This window comes from Kitasatospora sp. NPDC057500 (genome assembly GCF_042802195.1).
GTDB lineage: Bacteria > Actinomycetota > Actinomycetes > Streptomycetales > Streptomycetaceae > Kitasatospora.
In genome coordinates, this window is record NZ_JBHVER010000004.1 from 35644 (window position 1) to 55751 (window position 20108).

Below are 20108 nucleotides of genomic sequence, written 5' to 3' on the forward strand. Positions count from 1 at the left end.
GTGCCGCGAAGGGCACGACGGCGGAGCCGAGGCGCATTCGCGACACCGCCGCGTCGCCGGTCGCCACCCCGTCGGACGCACCCGTCCGCCGTCGAGGTCCGCCCCCGCACGTCCGACGGGTTCTCGGGCGGAGCCGCGCTGTGGGAGGCGGGTCGGAGCGGTTCAGCGGCCCGGGCCGGCCGCGTTCGGGGGCGGCGGGCCCACGACCGGGAAGAGGCTGTCGGCCCGGTCGAGGACTTCGGCGGCGGCCCGGTTGCGCCGGAAGGTCCGGAGCAGGGACCGCACCCGGGCGAACTCGCGGTCGGCGTAGACGGACGCGGTGCTCCCGTAGTGGGCCAGGAAGGCCTCGCAGTGGGCCGCCGCCTGGTCCGGAGCTCCCGAGGACACGGCGGAGCGGGCGATGGCGGAGTACGTCATGGCCAGGCCCATGTGCTCGTCGTCGGCCCACTGCCGGAGGGACTCCTCGAACGCCTTGACGGCGGGCCGGGCCGCCCGGCAGGCGGACAGCACCATGCCCCTCCAGTAGTCGAACTCGGCGCGGGGGCACTGCAGGAAGGGGTCGTCGTCGTCGGGCGCGACGTCGTAGCAGCGTTCGGCGGCCAGGAGGTCGGCGACGGCGTCGGACCGTTCGGCGGTGGCGGACCGGCAGACGGCGCGCTGGCCGAGGAGGAGGGCGCGGAGCGGGCCGTCGGGGATCCGTACGGCGGTGGCCTGTTCGGCGAGCTGGAAGGCCCGGGCGGTGTAGCCGAGTGACAGTGCCTGGAAGCTCAGTATGCGCAGGGAGAGGGCGTAGGTGGCCCGGTCGCCGCACCGCGCGGCGAGGTCGAGGGCGCAGAGGAGGTACTGCTGGGCGAGGTGGTGGTGTCCGGCGTCGACGGTCATCGCGCCCATCCGGTAGGTGAGCCGGGCCTGGTCGGCCGGCTGTCCCCACAGGGCCGGGCCGTTCGTACGGTCCGCGTGGGCCAGGTAGCCGGCGAGCATCGGGCGGATGTTGATGCCGCCGTACCTGACGTGCAGTTCCTTGAACAGGGCTACCAGGTCGCCGGTCGCCCCGTGGGCGGCGAGGGGCGGCCGGTCGTCCGGGCGCGCGGTGGATCGGGACGGAAGCCGGGCGGAGTCGTAGATCCGCTCCCGTAAGCGTGGGCCCTGCTCGGGGTGCAGGTCGGTGCGCGCGAGTTCCATGACGCGGGGCAGGCCCTGCGGTTCGGCGGCCGAGGGCCCGCCCCCCTGCGCGGCCCCCTGCTGCCCGAAGCCGATGTCGGCCGTGCCGACGGGCCTTCGGAGGCGTCGGCTGAAGGCCTCGGCGATGAGCTTGGGTGTCGGTTCTTTGGGCCTGGTGCCGGTGAGCCAGTGGGCGGGTGCTGTTCGGTGGTAGGACAGTTCGAGGCCCTGTGCGCGGGCCAGTTCGATGACGGCCCGTACCAGTTCTCCGGTGCTCCACCGGGATTCGGACAGCAGCGCGGCCAGTAACAGGTTCGGCTTGCGCTCCTTCATGTGTCCCTCCTGGCTCGGTGCCGACAGCCGGTGGCCGGGCTGACGAGGGCCGTTCGGCGGTTTCGCCGACCGGGACCGTCAGTCGCGGGCCAGCACGGTCATCGGCAGTCTGTCGGGGCGCGGGACCAGGGCCGCGACGGGGCGGACCCGGTGCCCGGGCACAGGGCGAAGGCGCCAGTGCGTGGCGATGTGGGCGACCGTCAGGGCCATCTCGGTCCTCGCGAAGAATTCGCCGATGCAGCGGTGGTAGCCGGCGGCGAAGGGGATGAACGCTCCCCGGGGGAGCTGCCGGCTGCGCTCCGGCAGCCACCGGTCGGGGTCGAAGCGGTCGGGCTGCGCGTACAGCCGAGGGTCGCGGTGCAGCGCGTACAAGCTGAATCCCACTTCGGTGTCCGGCGGGATCCGCACGCCGTCGATCCGGAGCGCTGTGAGGGCCCGCCGGGTCCCCAGCGGCGGGGAGTACATCCGCTGCACCTCCTGGATCAGGCGGCCGGTGTACTCCAGGTCCGGGATGTCGGCGTACGTGGCCGGGCGCCCGCCGAGGACGTCGGCGAGCTCCGCGTGGAGCCTGCGTTCGACCTCGGGGTACCGGGCCAGTTCGTGGAACACCCAGGCCATGGTGTGCGCGGTCGTCACGCTTCCGGCGCCCAGGATCGTGGTGATCTCGTCGCGGACCTGGAGGTCGCTCATGCGCTTGCCGGTCGCGCTGTCGTGTGCCGTCAGCAGCCACGACAGCAGATCGTCGTGGGCGTCGGCGGAGTGGTGCTCGGCGATCAGCCGGTCGGTGGTGCGCCGCATGCGGTCCGCCGCGGAGTCGAACCGCCGGTTCATCGGGATCGGAACGTTGTCGAGCCACCTCGGCATCAGGGCGCGGGTGACGATGGTCCTGTCGAGCACGGGCATGCAGTGCCGGATCTCCGCGGCCGCCTCGGGCCCGAGGTCGCAGGAGACCATCGCGTCGGCGATGATCCCGATGGCCGTGTTCATCATCTCCTCTTCGACCCGCACCTCCAGGCCGGGCCTCCAGGAGTCGGTGAGGGCCTGGAGGTGCCGCGTCATGACCGAGGCGTAGTAGGGCATCCGGCTCTGGTGGAAGAGCGGTTGCATCAGCCGCCGCTGGCGGTGGTGGTTCTCCCCGTCGGAGGTCGCGAGGCCGTCCCCGAGGAGGCGGCGGGTCCGGGCGAAGAACCGGCCGCGGGCGAACGAGTGGGCGTCCTTCACCAGCACCTGGTGGAAGAGGCCGGGGGTGGTGACGAAGTACACCGGCAACGGTCCGATGTCCACGCGGACCAGGTCCCCCGCCGCGTGCAGGGAGCGCAGGAAGGGCAGGGTCTCCCGAGCCAGGGGCAGCGCGTGTCCGACGACCGGGAGCCGGTGGGGTGCGATCCGCACGGTGTCCGTCGGGCTGGTGATCATGGTGCCCTCACTCTCCTCCGGAGGAGTCCATGGCCTCCGACGTGAACCCGGGATCGAGGTCCGTTCCGGCGGAGTTCAGGAGGTAGGCGAACATCCGGTAGTGGCCGGCCAGCATGGTGATCTCGATCATCCCGGCGTGGTCGTAGCGGGCGGCGAGGGCCTGCCAGGTGGGCTCGGACAGGCGGGCGCCCCGGTGGAGTTCGTGCGCGGCCCGGAGCAGGTGGCGGTCCTGGTCCGACCACGCCGGGTCCGCGGGTCCGCGCGGGATGCGCCGGATCTCCGCCTGCCGCAGACCGGCGCTCGTGGCGAGCGGGACGTGGCGGCTCCATTCGTACCGGGCCCCGGCGAGGAAGACGGTGCACAGGATCAGCAGTTCCCGTTCGCGGTGCGGGAGGCGCCCGCGCGTCAACAGGAAGAGCGAGAGCGGTGCGACGGCCTCCATCAGGTCGGGGTGGTGCAGGAGCGTGCCGACGACGTTGGGCACGCCGGGGCCGAGGACCTCGGGAACGCGAGCGGCCAGGGCGCGGTGCCGCTCGTCCCAGTGGTCGGCGGGCAGGGGGGCGATCCGTTGTGCGGATGTGTCGTCCGGGGGCATCGGTGCGCGCTCCTTCACAGGGATTCCAGCCAGGCCTGCACGGCGTCGGCCGCCGGCCGGGCGTGCCGGCCGAGGACGGAGAAGTGATCGCCGGGCACGTCGACGGCGTGGTGGGGGAAGGGCCAGGGGAGGCCCATGGAGCTGTCCCGGGGGCGGAGGAACAGCGTCGGGGCGATGGCGGCGGCCGGGGACCAGTTCGCGATCAGGTCGCGGTAGGCGATCCCGGCCGTCAGGGCCGCGGCGGTGGGGAAGGCGGCGGTCGCGTGGTCGGCGACGCGGAACGCGGCCTCCTCGATGAGGGGGTGGGACCGGGTGCCCGGGGGGAGCGTGTCGAGGAGGACCACGATCGCGGCGGGTGCGTCGCGTCCGCGGAGCCGCTCGGCCAGGGCGTGGGCGAACCAGCCGCCGGAGGAGTGACCGAGCAGGACGACGCGGTCGGCGGTCGGCGGGGCGGCCAACTCCCCGGCCCAGAGGTCCAGCAGCAGATCGAGGGAGGCCGGTAGGAGTTCGCCGTCCCGGTAGCCCGGTGCCGCCAGGGCCCGGACGGCGCGCCGTCCGGTGAATCCGGAGGCCAGCCGGGCGAAGGGGGAGCCGTCCGGCGGGGACCCGATGCTGGGCACGCACACCACGGCCGGGAGGTCCGGACCGTCGGCGAGCAGGAGGGGGTGGTGCTCCGGAGCCCCGGCGGCGCTGCGGAAGACCGGGCGCCGCCGGGCCCGCAGCTCCACCGGCCGGACCGCCCGCTCGTACTGGCGGGCCCCACAGGCCTTGAGGAAGGAGGCGACCAGGTCGCCGTCGTCCCCGTCCGGCCGGGCGTGCCGTGCGCCGGAGGGCGCGGGTGCGGGCGCGGGGTCGGGGCCGGCCGCGGTGAGCACCCGGTCCAGGTGGCCGGCCAGTGCGGCGGGGGTGGGGTGGTCGAACACGGCCGTCGCCGTCAGCCGGGCGCCCAGGGCGGCGCCCAGCCGGTTGCGGAGCTCGGTGGACGCCAGGGAATCGAGTCCGGCGTCGCGGAACGGCGTTTCGGCGTCGACCGCCTCGGGGCCGGGGTGCCCCAGGACGGTCGCCGTGTGGGCGCGGACGAGGGCGACGAGCCGCTCGGCGCGCCGGTCGGGCTCCAGCCGCAGGAGCCGGGCGGTCTCCTCCGGGGCGCTTTCCGCCGCGGTGTCCGCGTCGGAGGCCGCGGCCCGTGCCGCGCCGCGCTGCGGGGTGTGCGCCGACAGGTCGGTGAAGAGGTCGGGGAGCGGTTCCCCCGCGGCGGCGGACGGCATGGGCGCCACCGCCAGCTGCGGTTCGTCCAGTTCCAGGGCCAGGTCGAAGCCGGCCAGGGCGCGTGCCGTGGACAGGGGCAGCAGACCGTGGCGCTGGACCCGGCGCAGGTCGGTCTGCGTCAGATGGGCGGTCATGCCGCTGGCCTGCTCCCACAGGCCCCAGTTGACGGAGGTGGCGGTCAGCCCCATGGCGCGCCGGTGGTGGGCCAGCGCGTCGAGGAAGGCGTTGGCGGCCGCGTAGTTGGCCTGGCCCGGGTAGCCCAGCAGGCTGCTCATGGAGGAGTAGAGCACGAAGGCCCGCAGGCCGCCGCCGAGGGTCAGCTCGTGCAGGTTGAGGGCGGCCTCGGCCTTGGCGCGCAGCACGGTCCGCAGCCGTTCCGGGGTCAGGTCGGCGACCAGGCAGTCGTCGAGGACGCCCGCCGCGTGGACGACGGCGCTCAGCGGGTGCTCCGGCGGGACCGCCGCGAGGACCTCGGCCAGCGCCGAGCGGTCGGCCGCGTCGCAGGCCGGCAGTTCGACGGCGGCTCCGAGCGCCGACAGTTCCTCGGCGAGCTGCCGGGCGTGCGGGGCTGCGGCACCACGGCGGCCGACGAGGACCAGGCGGCGCACCCCGTGGGTGGTGACCAGGTGCCGTGCCAGTTCCGCGCCGAGCGTCCCGGTCCCTCCGGTGATCAGGACGGTGCCGGCGGGGCCCAGCCGCTCGGGCCCCTGGGTGAGGACCAGCTTGCCCGTGGAGCGGCCCTGGCTGAGGTGACGCATGGCCGGGCGGGCGTGGCGGACGTTCCAGGACCGGGTGGGCAGCGGCCGCAGGGCCCCGGCGGCGAACAGCGCGCTCAGCCTCCCGACGATCGCCCCCAGCCGGTCGGGCGGCGTGCTGAGCAGGTCGACGACGTGGTAGGTGACCCCCGGGTGACGGGCACGGACGGCCTCGGCCTCCCTGACGTCGGTCTTGCCCAGCTCCACGTAGCGGCCGCCCGGACGCAGCAGCCGCAGGGAGGCGTCCACGAAGTCGCCCGCCAGGCTGCCGACGACCACGTCGAATCCCGTGCCTCCGGTCGCCGAGCGCAGCCGCTCCTCGAAGTCCAGGCTCCGCGAGTCGGCGATCCGGTGCGCGGGAATGCCGAGGGACTCCACCAGGGGCCACTTGGGCCGGCCGGCGGTGGCGTGGATCTCGGCGCCCAGGTGGGAGGCCAACTGGACGGCCGCCATGCCGAATCCGCCGGCGGCGGCGTGGATCAGCACCTTCTCGCCGCTGCGCACGGCGGCCCGCTCGACCAGCGCCTCGTACGCGGTGACGAAGACGCCGGTGACCCCGGCGGCCTGCTGGTCGCTCCAGTGGGCGGGCACCGGCAGCACCGAGCGGCGGTCGACCACCGCCAGGGCGGCGTGCAGGCCGTCCCGGCCGCCGACGCCGGCGAAGGCCGCGACCCGGTCGCCGGTCCGCACGCCGGTCACCCGCGCTCCGACGGCCACCACCTCCCCGGCGACCTCGCACCCGATGGACGTGCCGTCCACCTTGGCGAGCGCGGTCATCGGATCGCGGAAGTTCAGTCCACTGGCGTGGACCCGGACGCGGAGCTGGTCGGGCTCCAGCGGCGCGAGGACGTCCGGGGCCGGAACGGCCGCCACACCGTCCAGCGTGCCGCTGTGCGAGGGGGCCAGCCGCCAGGGCCTGCCGTCGGCGGGCAGCGAGATCAGGTCGCCGTCGTCGGGGAGGACCAGGCGGGGCACGTAGGCGGTGCCTCCGCGCAGTGCCACGGTCGGGTGGCCGCCGGCGATTCCCGCGGCCAGCGCGGGGACCGGCACCGGGCCGCCGTCGAGGTCGATCAGCTGGCACCGGCCCGGGTTCTCCCGCTGCGCCGTACGGATCAGTCCCGCGCAGGCGGCGGCGGGCAGATCGGTCACGGAATCCCCGAACCGGACGCTGTGGGCGCCCCGCACCAGGACCACCAGCCGCGTCCCGCGGAGCCGCTGGTCCGCCAGGTGCCGCTGCAGGTCGTCCAACAGCGCGGAGAGGCGTCGGTGGACTTCGTCGGCCCGTACGGTGGCGCCGCGGACGTCCGGAGCGGTGCGCCGGTCGAGCAGGACGGCGTCGGGCGCGGCCGCTCCGGCAGCCAGCGCCGCCACCAGGCCGGAGAGGTCGGGGAAGCGCGTCGCTCCCGGCAGGTCCCGGCCGGGCCCGACGACGGCCCAGCGGGAACCGTCCTCCGACGAGGCGGGCCCGGCCAACGGCCGCCAGACGATCCGGAAGACGCTGGGCTCGGCGGCGGCGAGCGCCGCGCGCAGGGCCCGGGTCGTGGTGGGCCGTACCTGGAGGTCGTGGACGACGGCCACGGTCCGTCCCGCGAGGTCGGTGACGCGGATGTCGAAGCCGCCGCCCGCCGCGGCGGTGACGGTGGAGCGCAGGGCACCGGCCCCGCGGGTGTACAGCCGCACCGAGCCGATGGAGTGGGGGAGGAGCGTCCGGTACTCCCCGTCCGGCTCCTGCGCCCCCTGGACGCCCTGCGCCTCCTGCGCCTCCTGCGCCTCCGCCCGCCGCAGGGCGAGGAGGGCGGGGTGCAGGGCCGCGTCCATGAGCGCCGGGTGGAGCTCGAACAGGGCCGCGTCGGTGCCGACATGACCGCTCGGCGCGACCTCGCCGTGGAACCCGGCGTCGTCGCGCCACAGGCCGTGGAGGCGGAACTCCGGGCCGTAGACGTAACCGCGTGCGTGAAGGTCCTCGTAGAGCCCTTCCACGGGGACCTCTTCCGCCGAAGCGGGCGGCCAGGTCGTCATGCGTCCTCACATCCTCGGTCCGTCATCCTTGTTCCGCCTCGACGGCCCCCGCGCCGGTGGCCTGGGCGTGGCACGTCCACCGTCCCAGGGCCGTACGGGAGTGCAGCGTCAGGGCGTGGCGGTCGGCCGCCCGGGGAGCGCAGCTCACCCGGACGTCGACGGCGCCGCTGGAGGGCAGTGCGAGCGGTGCCCGAAGGACGACGTCCTCCAGGCGCTCGCAGCCGAGCCGGTCAGCCGCCCGGAGCAGCAGTTCCAGCATGCCGGTGGCGGGCAGCAGGACCGTGCCGTGCACGACGTGGCCGCCGAGCCAGGGGTGTTCGGACAGCGACAGGCTGCCCGTGAACACGGTGCCGCCGTCCGGCAGGTCGACCGCCGCGGCGAGCCAGGGGTGGCCGACGGGGTCAAGACCCGCGTCCCGCAGGCCGGTTCCGGCCGGCTCCGTGGGCAGCCAGTGGCGGCGGTGCCGGAAGGCGTGGACGGGCAGGTCGACGGTGCGCGCCCCGGGGTACAGGGCGCCCCAGTCCAACCGCGTACCCGAAGCGTTGGCACGGGCGAGCGCGGTGGCGAAGGCCGTCGCGTCGCTCCGGTCCCGGTACAGAGTGGGCACCACCGCGCCCTCGACGCCCGCGTCGGCCAGGATGTCGGCGACGGCCGCGGCCAGGACGGGATGCGGGGAGACCTCGACGAACTGCCGGTGCCCGGCGGCCACCGCCTCCCGCACGGCCGCGTCGAAACGCACCGTCTGCCGCAGGTTGCGGTACCAGTACCCGGCGTCCAGCGCGGTGTGGTCGACGCGGCGCCCCAGGGTCGCGGAGAACACCGGAATGCGGCCGGGCCCGCACGCCACGTCCTCCAGCAGAGTGAGAACCTCCTCGCGGACGGGGTCCATGTGCGGGCTGTGGGAGGCGTAGTCGACGGGCAGCCGCCGGGCGCGAACCCCCTCGCGGGCGCAGCACTCCAGTACTTCCGCGAGGGCGTCGGTGTCCCCGGCCACCACCGTCGCCGCCGGGCCGTTCTCCACCGCCACCTCCACCCGGCCCGCCCAGGGGGCGATCAGGAGCGCGGCCGTTGCGGCGGGAGCGGCCAGGGAGGCCATCCCGCCCCGAGAGGTGACGTGCCGAAGGGCCCGGCTGCGCAGCGCGACGACGCGGGCCGCCTCTTCCAGGGAGAGCACCCCGGCGATGTGCGCGGCGGCGATCTCGCCCTGGCTGTGCCCGATCACCGCCGCGGGCCGGACACCGTGCGCACGCCACAGCTCGGCGAGTGCCACGTACACGGCGAACAGGGCGGGCTGGACGTACTCGGCCCGCTCCAGGGGCGGCGCGCCGGGCGATCCGCACGCGACGTCCTCGATGTCGGCATCGAGCCACGGCCGCAGGGCCGCGCCACAGGCGTGCAGGGCGGACGCGAAGACGGGCGAGGCCTCCAGTAGCGCCGCGGCCATGCCCGGCCACTGGGCGCCCTGTCCGGGGAAGACGAAGACGGGGGCCGTGCCGGGCAGGGCCTTTCCGTTCACCACCGAGGTGGACGCCTCTCCCCGTGCGAGGGCATCGAGCCCGGCCAGCAGTTCGTCGACACCGCCGCCGATCGTGGTGGCGCGGTGGGGGAGCGCGCTGCGTGTCGTGGCCAGGGACCAGGCCACGTCGGCGGGGTCGACCGTCGGCGTCGTGCGGACGTGCCGGGCCAAGCGGGCGGCCTGAGCCCGCAGGCCCTCCTCGCCGGCTCCGGACAGCGGCCACAGCCAGACCCCGGTCCCGTCCTTCCAGGCCCTGCCGTTCCCGGCCCCGCCGTCCTCGGCCGGGTGTCCGGGGGCGGCGGTCCGCAGGTCGGCCGGCGCCTCCTCCAGCACCGCGTGCGCGTTGGTGCCGCTGATGCCGTACGCCAGGACCCCGGCCCGGCGCGGGCGCGGGCCGCGCGGCCAGGGCCGCGGCTCGCGCAGCAGCCGCACCGTACCCGCGCTCCAGTCGACGGCCGGTGTGAGGTTCTCCGCGTGCAGGGTGGCGGGCAGGTGCTCGTGCTGGAGGGACAGCACCATCTTCACCACGCCGGCCAGGCCCGCGACGGCGGTGGTGTGCCCGATGTTCGTCTTCACCGAACCGATCCACAGCGGGTCCTCGGGGGTGCGGTGGCGGCCGTAGCAGGCCTGGAGCGACGCCGCCTCCACCGGGTCCCCCGCGCGGGTCCCCGGGCCGTGCGCCTCGACCACCCCGATGTCCCCCGGTTCCAGGCCGGCGTCGCGCAGCGCGGCGAGGATGACGGCTTGCTGGGCCGGCCCGCTCGGGGTCGTCAGCCGGTCGCTGGCCCCGTCCTGGTTGATCGCGCTGCCGCGCACGAGGGCGAGCACCGGGTACCCGCCGGCCCGGGCGCGCTCCAACGGCATCAGCACCACCGCGGCGACGCCCTCGGCCGGGGCGAACCCGTCCGCCTCGGCGGCGAAGGCCTTGCACCGCCCGTCCGGGGCGTACACCTTCAGCCGGGAGAACCACTTCAGCTGTTCGGGCGAGGCGATCACGGTGGCGCCGGCGGCGATCGCCACGTCGCACTCGCCGACCCTCAGCGCCCGTACGGCGAGGTGCAGGGCCACCAGGGAGGACGAGCACGCGGTGTCCACCGTGAGTGCCGGACCGTTCAACCCCAGGGCGTAGGCGATCCGGCCCGAGGCCACACTGGCCTGCGTGCCAGTGAGGAGGTAACTTTCGAGCCCGGACGGGGCGTTGCCGGTCAGTTGGTCGTAGCCGCTGTCGTTCATCCCCACGTAGACGCCGGTGCGGCTGCCCTCCAGGCCCCTCGGGGCGATGCGAGCCCGCTCCAGCGCGTGCCAGGTGCTCTCCAGCAGCAGTCGCTGCTGCGGGTCCATCGCGGACGCCTCACGCGGGCCGATCCCGAACACCTCGGCGTCGAAGCCCGCCACGTCGTCGAGGAAGCCCGCCGCCCGCACGTACGTGGTGCCCTCGACGGTGTGGTCCGGGTCGTAGAGCCCGTCCAGCTTCCAACCGCGGTCCCGCGGCAGCCCCGTGGCCGAGTGCTCGCCCGCCGCCAGCATCCGCCAGAGCCCCTCCGGGGACGTCGCGGGCCCGGTGAATCGGCAGTCCATCCCCACGACGGCCATCGGGACCCGTGCCTGCTCGCCGGACGCCGCAGCCGTGGACGGTTCGGTGGACGGTTCGGTGGACATCAGGACCGCTCCTTTCGCAGAGGCCGCGGCGGCGCGTGCGACAGAACCCGGTCACCGGGGTGCTGGACGGTCCGGCGCCCGCGCCTCGACGGCGTGCCCGGAGAGCGGGGGGACACGGGGGTCCGCTGCCGGTGAGGAACGGCGCACCGTTGCCCGTCCGGGCCGGTGCCGCTTCCGAAGTGAAGCCGCCGATACAGGAAACGATGCACGATTCCGCTGGGGCGGCCTAGACTTCCGCGCCGGTCGATGTGTGAAAGCGTTGAAACCCGGGTGGGCCCTGGAGGGACGTCGGCCCGTACCGGTTCCCGGGCGGCCCGGCGGCTCCGCCACGGGGCGGCTAGCGGTCGGTCAGGTGATCTGTCGGATGACGGTGGCGGCGTTCCAGTAGGCGGTCTCGGAGTGGAAGCGCCCGTCGGGCGAGAAGGTGAAGATGCTCAGCCCGTGTTTGGTGAAGCGGCGGCCCATCACGGCGTTCTCGGTGAGGTGGGGGAAGCGTCCGGCCACTGTGGCGGAGAGCGTCCATTTGGTGCCGATCTCGCCGTTCTCCCCCACGAGGTAGCCGTCGAGGGTGAGTTGGTGATCGTGGAACGCGGTGAACCAGACTTCTCCGGCCTTTCGGAGCCCGGGCTTGTCCTCCACCGCGATCTCCATGGCGAGGTCCTCCACGCGTACGTCGTCGGTGTAGCACGACAGGTACGCTTCGAGGTCGTCGGCGGATATGGCATGCGCCCAGGTGCGGAACAGTTCGTCTCGTTCTGCCGGGATGTTCATGGTTCCTCCGTTGTCGGACATCGGCGGGAGAAGTGCTCATCCAGCGCTCATCCAGCGGTCGAGCGGTCGAGCGGTCGGGCGGTCGAGCGGTCAGCGTCGGAGCCGGTCCCCGGGCGCGGGTCGCGGTCTTCCTCCGGCCTGCCGGGCAGGTCATTCGGCGATCGTCGTGTGGTAGGCCCACCGATACGTCGGTTCGTACTCGGCGTCGGTGGCGCGCTCCTCGCGTTCGTAGTGCTCGTAGCCGTTGCGCCAGCGGAACGTCAGCCGGTCGGCGTCCTCGCGGAGGGGCGGCGGCGGGGTCTGCAGGAGTTCCTGCGGGCCCCCGACGAGGTGGGGTGCGGTGAATCTGTCCATCGTTCGTTCATCCCCTCGGCTGAGGATCCAGCGGGTCCGGAGGATGTCGGCCGTCGGCCGGGTGCGCGACAGGTGGTCAGCCCGCTCCGGGAGGATCGGAATCCCCCCGCGAGCCTGTATCCGGTTCCCACCACAGCGCTTCGCGTACGGGAAGATCGGTGTCCATGGGACCCCGCTTGTGCGACATCCGTGACCGGCGCAACGTCGTACCTCCGGCGCGAAACCCGAAAGCCGACACCCGGGCCGGGAGCTTCGCCCAGGGAGAGTGTTGACTCTGCGGCGTCAAACCCCGTTGATAACCAGTTGGTATGTACGGAAACAACCATTCCGTCCCGATTGGGCCGTGTCAAGGGGTGGCGGGCGGCGGCATCGGAGTCGGAGTCGGCTGTCCTCGCCCTGAGGTGACGGTGGTTTCGGCGTCACGATGAGATCTCGCCGGCCAACGCGGTAGACCTCCTCGAACGTGTGTCAGCCTCGGCGGGTGGTCGTGCGGAGAAGCAACTCGACCTGAACCGGTGCGACTTCGCGTCCTGAGCTCGCCGTTTTGGCGCATCGCGACGGCGCCGCCGGAACAGGCGGTGGCGGGCGCTGGTCGGGAGTCCTCCCGCCCGCGCGCCCCGCCCCGCGGCGGGCGGCTGCCCGGTGGGCCCACCGGTGCACCGCCGGGTCACGCCGTGGGAGGCAGGACCAGTTCGTAGCGGCTGAGCCAGACCGTCGGACGGCCGTCCTCCGGCCGCTCCCCGGGCGGGCCGTCCACCGGCACGTCCCCCCGGTGCACGAACCCCCGGCCCTCGTAGTACGCCCGCAGCCGTCCGTTGTGCCGGACGCAGTCCAGCCGCAGCGCGTCGACGCCCCGCTCCCGGGCCTCCTCGCGGGCCCGGTCCAGGATCACCGCGCCGAGCCCCGGCACCCGGCGCCGCACCGCGAGCCGGTGGACGTACCCGGCGCTGCCGCCGAGCTCCGCCCACATCGGGTCGGCCCAGTCCAGGGTGAACGTGCCCGCGGGCTCGCCGTCGACGTCCACCAGCCAGGTCTCGCCGCGGGCGATCGCGCCCTCCACCCAGTGCGCGTCGAAGCGTGCCGGCCACTGCCGGACGCCCTTCCCGCCGAGCCAGGCCGCAGCCTCGTCCAGCACGCCGAGCACCTCGTGCATGTGCTCACCGGCGGCGCGCCGGAAGGCCACGCCGTCCTTGTTCCAGTCCACAGTCATGATCCGGATTGTCGCAGCCGCCCCGCAGGCACCCCGGCCCGGCCCCGACCGGCCTGCCCCGGGCCCGCGCCCAGCTCCGCCGGGCCCTGTCCAGCCGGCCACGCCGATCCTCGGGAGGAGGGGGTCGGTGGGGCTCGCTCGAAGGCTCGGCGGGTGCCTCCCCGAGGGTAAAACGCCTTGTGGGAGGGGTCGGCCCGGTGAAAGGCTCGGTACGGTGAACGACGAAACGACTCAAATCGCCCCCATCGTGCGTCCCATGACGGACGCAGACGTCCCCGTCGCGGTCGACACCCTCGGCCGGGCCTTCGCCGACTACCCCTTCACCCGGCACGTGATCGCCGCCGACGGCCACGAAGCGCGGGTCAGGCGCTTCCAGGAGCTCTGCCTCACCCGCATCGCCGTGCCCTACGGCCGGGTGTGGGTCGCCGACGGCGGCCTGGCCGTGGCCGCCTGGTCCGTCCCGGGCCAGGACCCCTCGCCCGCCTTCGCCGAGATCGGCCCGCTGCTCGGCGAGCTCGCCGGCGACCGGCAGAGCGCCTTCGAGGCCGCCGAGCAGGCCGTGGAGCCGCACCGGCCCGAGGAGCCGGTGTGGTTCCTCAGCACCGTCGGCGTCGCTCCGGAGGTGCAGGGGCGGGGCCTGGGCCGTGCGGTGCTGCTCCCCGGCATCGAGGAGGCCGAACGCGCCGGGTACCCGGCGTTCCTGGAGACCTCCAGCGAGGCCAACGTGCGGTTCTACGAGCGGCTCGGCTTCCGGGTCACGGCCGACATCCCGTCCTCCGACGGCGGCCCCCGCACCTGGTGCATGCGCAGGGACCCGAGCTGAGAAGCCGGGACCGCCGCCCGCGGCGGCCGCTCGGTCGCGGGCGCTGAGCGCCGGTTCGAGCGGCAGGTCCGTGCGCGGCCGGTCCCGTGCCGGGGCCGGGGACGGCTCCGTGGAGGCGCGAGGGCGGGCGCCCCCGCGGCGCGGCGGTCAGTCGTGCGGGACGACGGCGACCGGGCAGCCGATGTGGTGGACGGCGGCGTGCGCGGTCGGGCCCAGGTGGGTGCCGAGCGGCCACCGCCGGGCGGGCCGGCCCACGATCACCAGCCCGGCCGTCGCCGAGGACTCGACCAGGGCGGCGGGCGGCGGGGCGTGCACCAGGACGGTCGTCGCCTCGACCTTCGGGTAGCGGTCGCGCCAGGTGGCCAGCAGGGCGTCCATGGCGTCCCGGTCGACCGCCGACAGGTCCCCCGCGCTGCCGTCGACCGCGGGGGAGGCCATGTACTCGCTGCCGATCGGCGGCTCCCAGCCGTGGACGATCCGCAGTGGCGCCCCGCGCAGGCCGGCGGCCTCGAAGGCGAAGGCGAGCAGCGCGTCGCACCGGTGCTTCAGGTCGACGCCCACCACGACCTCCCGGCCCTCCGGGGCCGGCTTCCCCTCGGCGGCGGCGCGCACCAGGACGATGGGGCACGCCGCCCGGCGCAGCACCTGGTGGCTCACCGAGCCGACCAGGAAGCCGTGCACGGTGCCCAGCCCCCGCGAGCCGAGCACCAGCAGGGAGGCGGTGCGCCCGGCCGCCACCAGGGCCTCGACCGGGTCCTCGGAGACCTGGGCCGAGGTCACCTCGCCCCCGGCGGGCGCCGCGCGCAGCTCCGCCTCCCGGTCGGCCAGTCGCCGCCGGCTCCGGCTGATCACCTCGTCCGTGCCGAGCACATCGGTCTTCGGCCACGGCCAGGCCTGGAGCAGGTGCAGCGGCAGTCCGCGGCGCCGCGCCTCGCCGGCCGCCCAGCCGGTGGCGGCGAGGCTCTCGGGCGAACCGTCGAACCCGACGACGACGGGTCCGTCGGTGGCGGGCGGTTCGTTCACGGCGTCCTCCTTCCGGAAGGGATCGGTGCTGGTCAGCGCCCGTCGTCCGGCGGTGCCGGGACGGTGATGACGGGGCAGCGGGCGCGGCGGAGCAGCCCGTGCGGCACGGAGCCCATCCGCATGCCGGTGAACCCGCCCTCGCCCCGCCGCCCGACCACGACGGCGAGCGCGTGCTCGGACGCCCGCGCCAGCTCCTCGACGGGGTGCCCGTGCACCACCTCGTGGGTGAGGCGGACCTCGGGGTGCAGCGCGTGCAGGCCCGCGGTACCGGCGACCAGCTCCCGTCGCAGCTCCGCCTCGACGGTGAGCGGGTCGGTCCGGTCGAACGGGGAGCGCTGGCGGACCCGGACGGCGCGCAGGTCGGCCCGCCGCTCCGCCGCGAGGCCGAGGGCGAAGCGGACGGCGTTGGCCGCGGCGGGGCTGCCGTCGACGCCGACCACGACGGACAACGGGTCCTGGGTGATGTGCTCGGGGCCCGGCACGACCACGACCGGGCAGCGGGCCTGGGCGCTCACCGGGACGGTCACCGAGGCGAGGCTCAGCACCTGCGCGACCCGGCTCAGCCGCCGGGTGCCGAGGACCACCAGCGAGGCGTGTGCCGACTCCCGGCACAGCGCGGGCGCCGGGACGTCCTCCTCGACCACCGTCGTGATCGCCAGGCCGGGATGGCGCGCGCGGGCCTCGGCGGCCGCCCGGTCGAGCGCCTCGTCGGCGCGTTCGCGCAGTGCCTTGTGGTAGCGGCCCTCGTCGGCCGGGCGGAACTCGCGGGCCGCCGACGGGACGGCGTGGACCAGCCGCAACGGGAGCCCGCGCCGGTCGGCCGCGTCGGCGGCCCAGGCGGTGGCCGCCGGCCCGGGCTCGCGGTCCACGCCGAGGACGATCGGACGGTTCCCGTGGTCCGGGGTGGTGGTTGTCATGGCTCCTCCGCACCGCTCGGCTCGACGTCGGTCCCCGCCTCCATGCTGCTCGCCCGCCGGGCGGCGCGGCCACCGCGCCGCGGCCCGGTCAGTCGCGCCGCACCGCCAGGAAGCTCGCGGTCCGCCCGGCCGGCGCGCCCCCGTGGGGCTCCGCCCGCAGCACCGTCCCGGCGAGGACCGCGCGCTGGCCGACGCCGGCCTCCCAGTGGCGCAGGACGGCGCCGTCGTACTCGTAGTGGAAGTCGGCGATGGGCGGGCGGCCCCGGCCGGTCAGGGTGAACGAGAGGCGGGACGAGGCCGATGCCGTTCCAGACATGTCCATGATGATCGGCGGGTCCTCCCCCGGCTCCGAGAGGATCAGCTCACCGTTGACCGCGCCGTCCGGCCCGGCCGTCAGCCCCAAGGTCGCCTGGGCGAACCGGAGCCGGTTGAAGTCGTCTACCGGGTCCGGCAGTTCGAGGAAGCTCCGGTAGGTGTACGTCCCGGTCAATTCCATGACGTCCATTCCGTTCCTCCTGGGGTCGGTGGGACTGCGGCACAGGCCAACAGTCGGAGATGTGCCGACAAATCGCCAGGCGGGCTGGGCCGGATGGGCCTCGGCGGGAATCGGCCAAATCCACGAGGCCCCGTGCCGCGCACGGTGACGGGGCGTCAGGCTGGTGGGACGCGACACGGACGAAGGAGACCGGACATGCCGACATGGACGAGCGTCTCGAAGCTCTCGGTCGTGATCGAGAGCGGCTTCGAGGCCTGTGACATCTACGCGAACGGCCAGAACCGGATCGCCGTGACGGTCAGCGTCCGGCCGACCGACGAGAAGGGCGGGATCATCGACGTCGATCCCGGGCACCTGCTCTCGCGGCTGTGGCTCATCGACTACGTCGACCAGTCGACGCTCTCCTGGAAGAGCGGCTCGACCTGGTCCTACACGGACAGCGCGAACCAGTTCACCGCGACTCCCGGGAGCTCCCGCGAGAAGGCCGAGGTCTCCTCCGCGGAACGCGGCGTCCAGCAGGTGACGTTCTACGTCTACTGCGGCTCCGGGGTGACGAACGCGAAGTCGATCGGCGTCCTGGTCAAGACCGACACCGGCGACAGCTTCACGAGCTCCCTGAACGGCACGTTCCACGACAAGATCGTCCTCACTCCGCTGTCGGCCACGGTGCACCGGCGGGGGGACGTCAGCTGGGAGTACGCGCGCACGACGACCGCGCTCGGCGGCATCACGGAGTGGGTCACCACGGACGCCTGGAACTACTACCTGTCGCTGAACTCCGCGGAGAACCACTTCGTCACCTTCAAGGTGTGGAACTGCTTCAGCCAGGACGGCTACAAGGGGTTCTTCTCCAGCCACATCCCGTCCGACAACCACCGCGCGAACTTCTACGGCGGCTACGTCTGGAGCCAGGAGCCGCACGCCTCCGCGTACTACGACCCGGACGACGGGCACAGCCTGGGGCAGGTCGTCGACTTCCCCGACGGCAACCTGTGGTCCGACTACGCGAGGATCTACGACCGCAGCTACCCCGAGCGCTACCTCTGTTTCACCTGGGTGCACTCCACCACCGGCGGCGACGGCTGGCACATCCCGAACGGCCCGCTGACGACCTGGAACGAGTGGTTCACCCTGGAGATCGCCGCGTGGGACCAGTACGGGAACCGCAGCGAGTTCTGGGTGGACGGCTCGGACATCATCGGCGGCCTCAACCTCTACGACAGCAGGCCGTAGCGGTCGACGACCGGGGCTCCTCACAGGTAGCAGCGGCGGTGGCGGGCGCTGCCGGTGAGGCGGCCGGTGCGGAGGGCCAGTTGGGCGAGGAGGGCGGCGCGGCGGTCGGTGGGGCCGAGGAGGTCGGGGGTGCGCAGCAGTAGGCGCCACCAGGCGGCGGCGGCGTCGGCGAGCGGGGAGGAGGGCATGCCGGCGCGGGCGAAGTCGCGGTAGAGCTTGGGGTGCGAGCGCCCGTAGCCGTAGGACTGGCGGACGATGCCCCGGGTGTCGCCGCGGTGGCGGTAGTGCACGACGGCGTGCGGGGCGAAGGCCAGGCGGTGCCCGGCCAGTTGGGCGCGCCAGAAGAACTCGGTGTCGTCGCCGCCGCCGCCGTAGCTCTCGTCGAAGCCGCCCAGCAGGTGCCACAGCTCCTTGTGGAAGCCGCAGTTGGCGCCCGCCGGGTAGGGCAGGAAGCCGAAGGTGTCGAGCAGCGCCGGGAGCTTCTTCGGCGGTCGCGCGGCGAGGGCCACCGGTCCGTTGAGCAGCCGGCGTTCGAGGGCGCCGCCGACGGCCGGGCTGGTGCGCAGGGCGTCGACCATGCCGGTCACCCAGCCGGGGGCCGCCACGTCGTCCGCGTCGCAGAGCAGCACGAACTCGCCCTCGGCGCGGCGGCAGCCGATGTTGCGCGCCCGGTTGACGCCGGGGGTCCCGGCGCAGGCCACCCGCAGCCGCGGCATGCAGCGCTGCCAGGACCGCAGGAGCGCCCGGGTGCCGTCACTCGATCCGTTCTCGACGACGATGACCTCCCACGGGTGCGGGTAGGTCTGCCCGCACAGCGCCTCCAGTTGCGTGGCGATGGTCGCCTCGGCGTTGCGGGCGGGGATGACGACCGAGACCAGGCCCACCGGGCGGACGCCCCCGGTCATCCGGGGCTCCCCGCGGTGGGCCCCACCGCCCGGACGGTGCGCAGCACGGCGGCGGTGTCGCGGAGGTCCGCCAGCACCGCGTCCGCGCCCGCCGCCCGCAGTTCGGCGGCGCTGCTCGCGCCGGAGGCGACGGCGATCACCCGCGCCCCGCCGACCCGTGCGGCCCGTACGTCCCGGGGGGTGTCGCCGATCAGGACGGTGCTGCCGGCGTCGAAGCCGGCCCCGTACACGGCCGCCGCGCGCCGCCGGGCGACCGGGACGAGAGCGGCCCGCTCGCGGGCGTCGCCGCCGTACGCGCCGGCCGAGGGGTCCAGGAAGGCGGCGAGTCCGAACAGCCCCAGCTTCAGTTCGGCGTTGGCCCGCAGGTTCCCGGTGAGCACGGACTGGGCGACGTCGCTCCGCGCCGCCAGCGCCCGCAGCGCCTCGACGGCGCCGGGCAGGGCCCGTCCGGTGGCCCGGAGCTCGGGGGCCCGCCGGCGCAGCTGGGCGGCCAGCTCGGCGGTGACCAGGCCGGGATCGACCGCGCTGACGCCGTGCCGGGCGAACAGTTCGTCCATGATGTCGAGTTCGGTGCGTCCCGCGATGGTGACGCGGTGCAGCGCCGGGCGGCCGGTGAGGCGTTCGAAGGCGTGCGGGTAGAGCGCCTCGCAGACGCGGTCGCCGTCGATCAGGGTGCCGTCGATGTCCCACAGCAGGAGAAGCCGTTTCACGCCCCGACCTCCTGCCGCCGGGGGGCGGGTCCGGCCGCGAACGGGCCGCGCCGAGCGGTGCAGGCCGCGCCGTGCCGGGCGGCGAGGTCCAGTGCGTCGGCGGCGGCCGAGCCGGTGGCGAGCGCGTAGGTGAGGACGGCCGCGAAGTTGTCCCCGACGCCGTAGGTGTCCACCAGCGGGCCGGGCGCGTGGGCGGGACGGTAGCGCCGGGGCGGCCGGCCGGAGCGGGTGAACACCCCGCCGTGCCGGCCCTCGGTGCTGACCACCAGGTCCGGCAGGCTGCGCAGCAGCGCCGGGTCGCAGCGCTCGGCGGGGTCGCAGGCGCTGCCCACCAGGGCGTCGACCCGGACGCCGGACTCCCGCACGGTGGCGAACTCGCGCGCGGTCACCACCAGCACCCCGGCCCGCCGGGCCAGGCGCAGCAGGGCGGTGTCCCCGGCGGTGAAGAACACCGCGTCGAAGGAGGCCAGCCGCCCCCAGTCGACGGGGTCGGCGGCGGCCGGTTGCAGGCGCTCGCCCAGGGTGACGGTGGTGCGCTCGCCGGAACGGTCGACCATGCTCACCGCCGTCCGGGTGGGGCCGGGGCGGGGCGCGGCGAGCACCCGCACGCCCCGGCGTTCGAGTTCGGCCCGCGAGCGCCGCCCGGCGTGGTCGTCGCCGAGTGCGGTGAAGAAGGTGCAGCCGCCGGCCAGTTCGGCCAGCCGCACGGCCGCGACCGCGCCGCCGCCGGCCGGGCCCCGCCAGAGCGGGTCCGCGTGGAGGACCTCGCCGGCGGCGGGCACCCGGTCCAGGCCCGCGATCGTCGTCCACTCGACGTGGCCCACCACGGCGACCCGGGGGCGCGGGCCGCCGGGGGGAGCCGCCGCCGCGGCGGGGCGGTTGTCTGCGTCCATCGTTCCTCGACTCTCGCTCCGGCCCTTCACCGGCCTGCCCTCCAGTCGAG

General features: G+C 74.8%; 16 protein-coding genes. 2 read left to right on the plus strand and 14 right to left on the minus strand.

Annotated elements, in window-relative coordinates; genetic code table 11:
- Positions 1–162: 162 nt before the first annotated feature.
- From ACFU74_RS01635 to ACFU74_RS01670, 8 genes are all read right to left on the minus strand, one after another.
- On the minus strand, positions 163–1494 hold the full coding sequence (locus ACFU74_RS01635) for a hypothetical protein (protein ID WP_380750052.1): 1332 nt from the start codon (positions 1492–1494) through the stop codon (positions 163–165).
- Between the two features lie 78 nt (positions 1495–1572).
- Positions 1573–2910 (minus strand): cytochrome P450, encoded by a 1338-nt coding sequence (locus ACFU74_RS01640; protein ID WP_380750055.1) that lies wholly within the window; start codon positions 2908–2910, stop codon positions 1573–1575.
- 7 nt (positions 2911–2917) lie between these two features.
- The gene (locus ACFU74_RS01645) at positions 2918–3505 is read right to left on the minus strand and encodes a carboxymuconolactone decarboxylase family protein (protein WP_380750058.1); all 588 of its coding nucleotides are present in this window, start codon (positions 3503–3505) and stop codon (positions 2918–2920) included.
- Positions 3506–3519: 14 nt separating this feature from the next.
- Positions 3520–7548 (minus strand): SDR family NAD(P)-dependent oxidoreductase, encoded by a 4029-nt coding sequence (locus tag ACFU74_RS01650; RefSeq protein WP_380750061.1) that lies wholly within the window; start codon positions 7546–7548, stop codon positions 3520–3522.
- 22 nt (positions 7549–7570) lie between these two features.
- Entirely contained in the window at positions 7571–10723 is a 3153-nt protein-coding gene (locus ACFU74_RS01655) for a type I polyketide synthase (RefSeq protein WP_380750064.1), read from the minus strand.
- A 348-nt stretch (positions 10724–11071) separates the two neighbouring features.
- The gene (locus tag ACFU74_RS01660; protein ID WP_380750067.1) at positions 11072–11494 is read right to left on the minus strand and encodes a nuclear transport factor 2 family protein; all 423 of its coding nucleotides are present in this window, start codon (positions 11492–11494) and stop codon (positions 11072–11074) included.
- A 150-nt stretch (positions 11495–11644) separates the two neighbouring features.
- Positions 11645–11848 (minus strand): DUF5988 family protein, encoded by a 204-nt coding sequence (locus ACFU74_RS01665; RefSeq protein ID WP_380750070.1) that lies wholly within the window; start codon positions 11846–11848, stop codon positions 11645–11647.
- A gap of 667 nt (positions 11849–12515) precedes the next feature.
- Positions 12516–13058, minus strand: a complete 543-nt coding sequence (locus ACFU74_RS01670) for a GNAT family N-acetyltransferase (protein ID WP_380750073.1) — start codon at positions 13056–13058, stop codon at positions 12516–12518.
- A 256-nt stretch (positions 13059–13314) separates the two neighbouring features.
- Here ACFU74_RS01670 and ACFU74_RS01675 point away from each other — a divergent pair, with 256 nt between their 5' ends.
- Positions 13315–13881: a GNAT family N-acetyltransferase gene (locus tag ACFU74_RS01675; RefSeq protein WP_380750076.1), complete on the plus strand. Its 567-nt coding sequence runs from the start codon at positions 13315–13317 to the stop codon at positions 13879–13881.
- A gap of 147 nt (positions 13882–14028) precedes the next feature.
- On the opposite strand, the gene ACFU74_RS01680 is transcribed toward ACFU74_RS01675, so the two are convergent.
- From ACFU74_RS01680 to ACFU74_RS01690, 3 genes are all read right to left on the minus strand, one after another.
- Positions 14029–14904 carry a universal stress protein gene (locus ACFU74_RS01680; RefSeq protein WP_380750079.1) on the minus strand — a complete coding sequence of 292 codons (876 nt, stop codon included), beginning with the start codon at positions 14902–14904 and terminating at the stop codon, positions 14029–14031.
- Between the two features lie 32 nt (positions 14905–14936).
- Positions 14937–15821 carry a universal stress protein gene (locus ACFU74_RS01685; protein WP_380750081.1) on the minus strand — a complete coding sequence of 295 codons (885 nt, stop codon included), beginning with the start codon at positions 15819–15821 and terminating at the stop codon, positions 14937–14939.
- An 88-nt stretch (positions 15822–15909) separates the two neighbouring features.
- Positions 15910–16326 (minus strand): hypothetical protein, encoded by a 417-nt coding sequence (locus ACFU74_RS01690; RefSeq protein ID WP_380750083.1) that lies wholly within the window; start codon positions 16324–16326, stop codon positions 15910–15912.
- A gap of 186 nt (positions 16327–16512) precedes the next feature.
- Here ACFU74_RS01690 and ACFU74_RS01695 point away from each other — a divergent pair, with 186 nt between their 5' ends.
- On the plus strand, positions 16513–17550 hold the full coding sequence (locus ACFU74_RS01695) for a hypothetical protein (RefSeq protein ID WP_380750086.1): 1038 nt from the start codon (positions 16513–16515) through the stop codon (positions 17548–17550).
- Between the two features lie 20 nt (positions 17551–17570).
- On the opposite strand, the gene ACFU74_RS01700 is transcribed toward ACFU74_RS01695, so the two are convergent.
- Genes ACFU74_RS01700 through ACFU74_RS01710 form a run of 3 tightly spaced genes read right to left on the minus strand, consistent with a single transcriptional unit; the run spans position 17571 to position 20058 of the window.
- Positions 17571–18455: a glycosyltransferase family 2 protein gene (locus ACFU74_RS01700; RefSeq protein ID WP_380750089.1), complete on the minus strand. Its 885-nt coding sequence runs from the start codon at positions 18453–18455 to the stop codon at positions 17571–17573.
- Positions 18452–19165, minus strand: a complete 714-nt coding sequence (locus ACFU74_RS01705) for an HAD family hydrolase (protein ID WP_380750092.1) — start codon at positions 19163–19165, stop codon at positions 18452–18454. Before ACFU74_RS01705 ends, ACFU74_RS01700 begins: the two co-directional genes overlap by 4 nt.
- Positions 19162–20058 carry a PfkB family carbohydrate kinase gene (locus ACFU74_RS01710; RefSeq protein WP_380750094.1) on the minus strand — a complete coding sequence of 299 codons (897 nt, stop codon included), beginning with the start codon at positions 20056–20058 and terminating at the stop codon, positions 19162–19164. Before ACFU74_RS01710 ends, ACFU74_RS01705 begins: the two co-directional genes overlap by 4 nt.
- Positions 20059–20108: the final 50 nt, after the last annotated feature.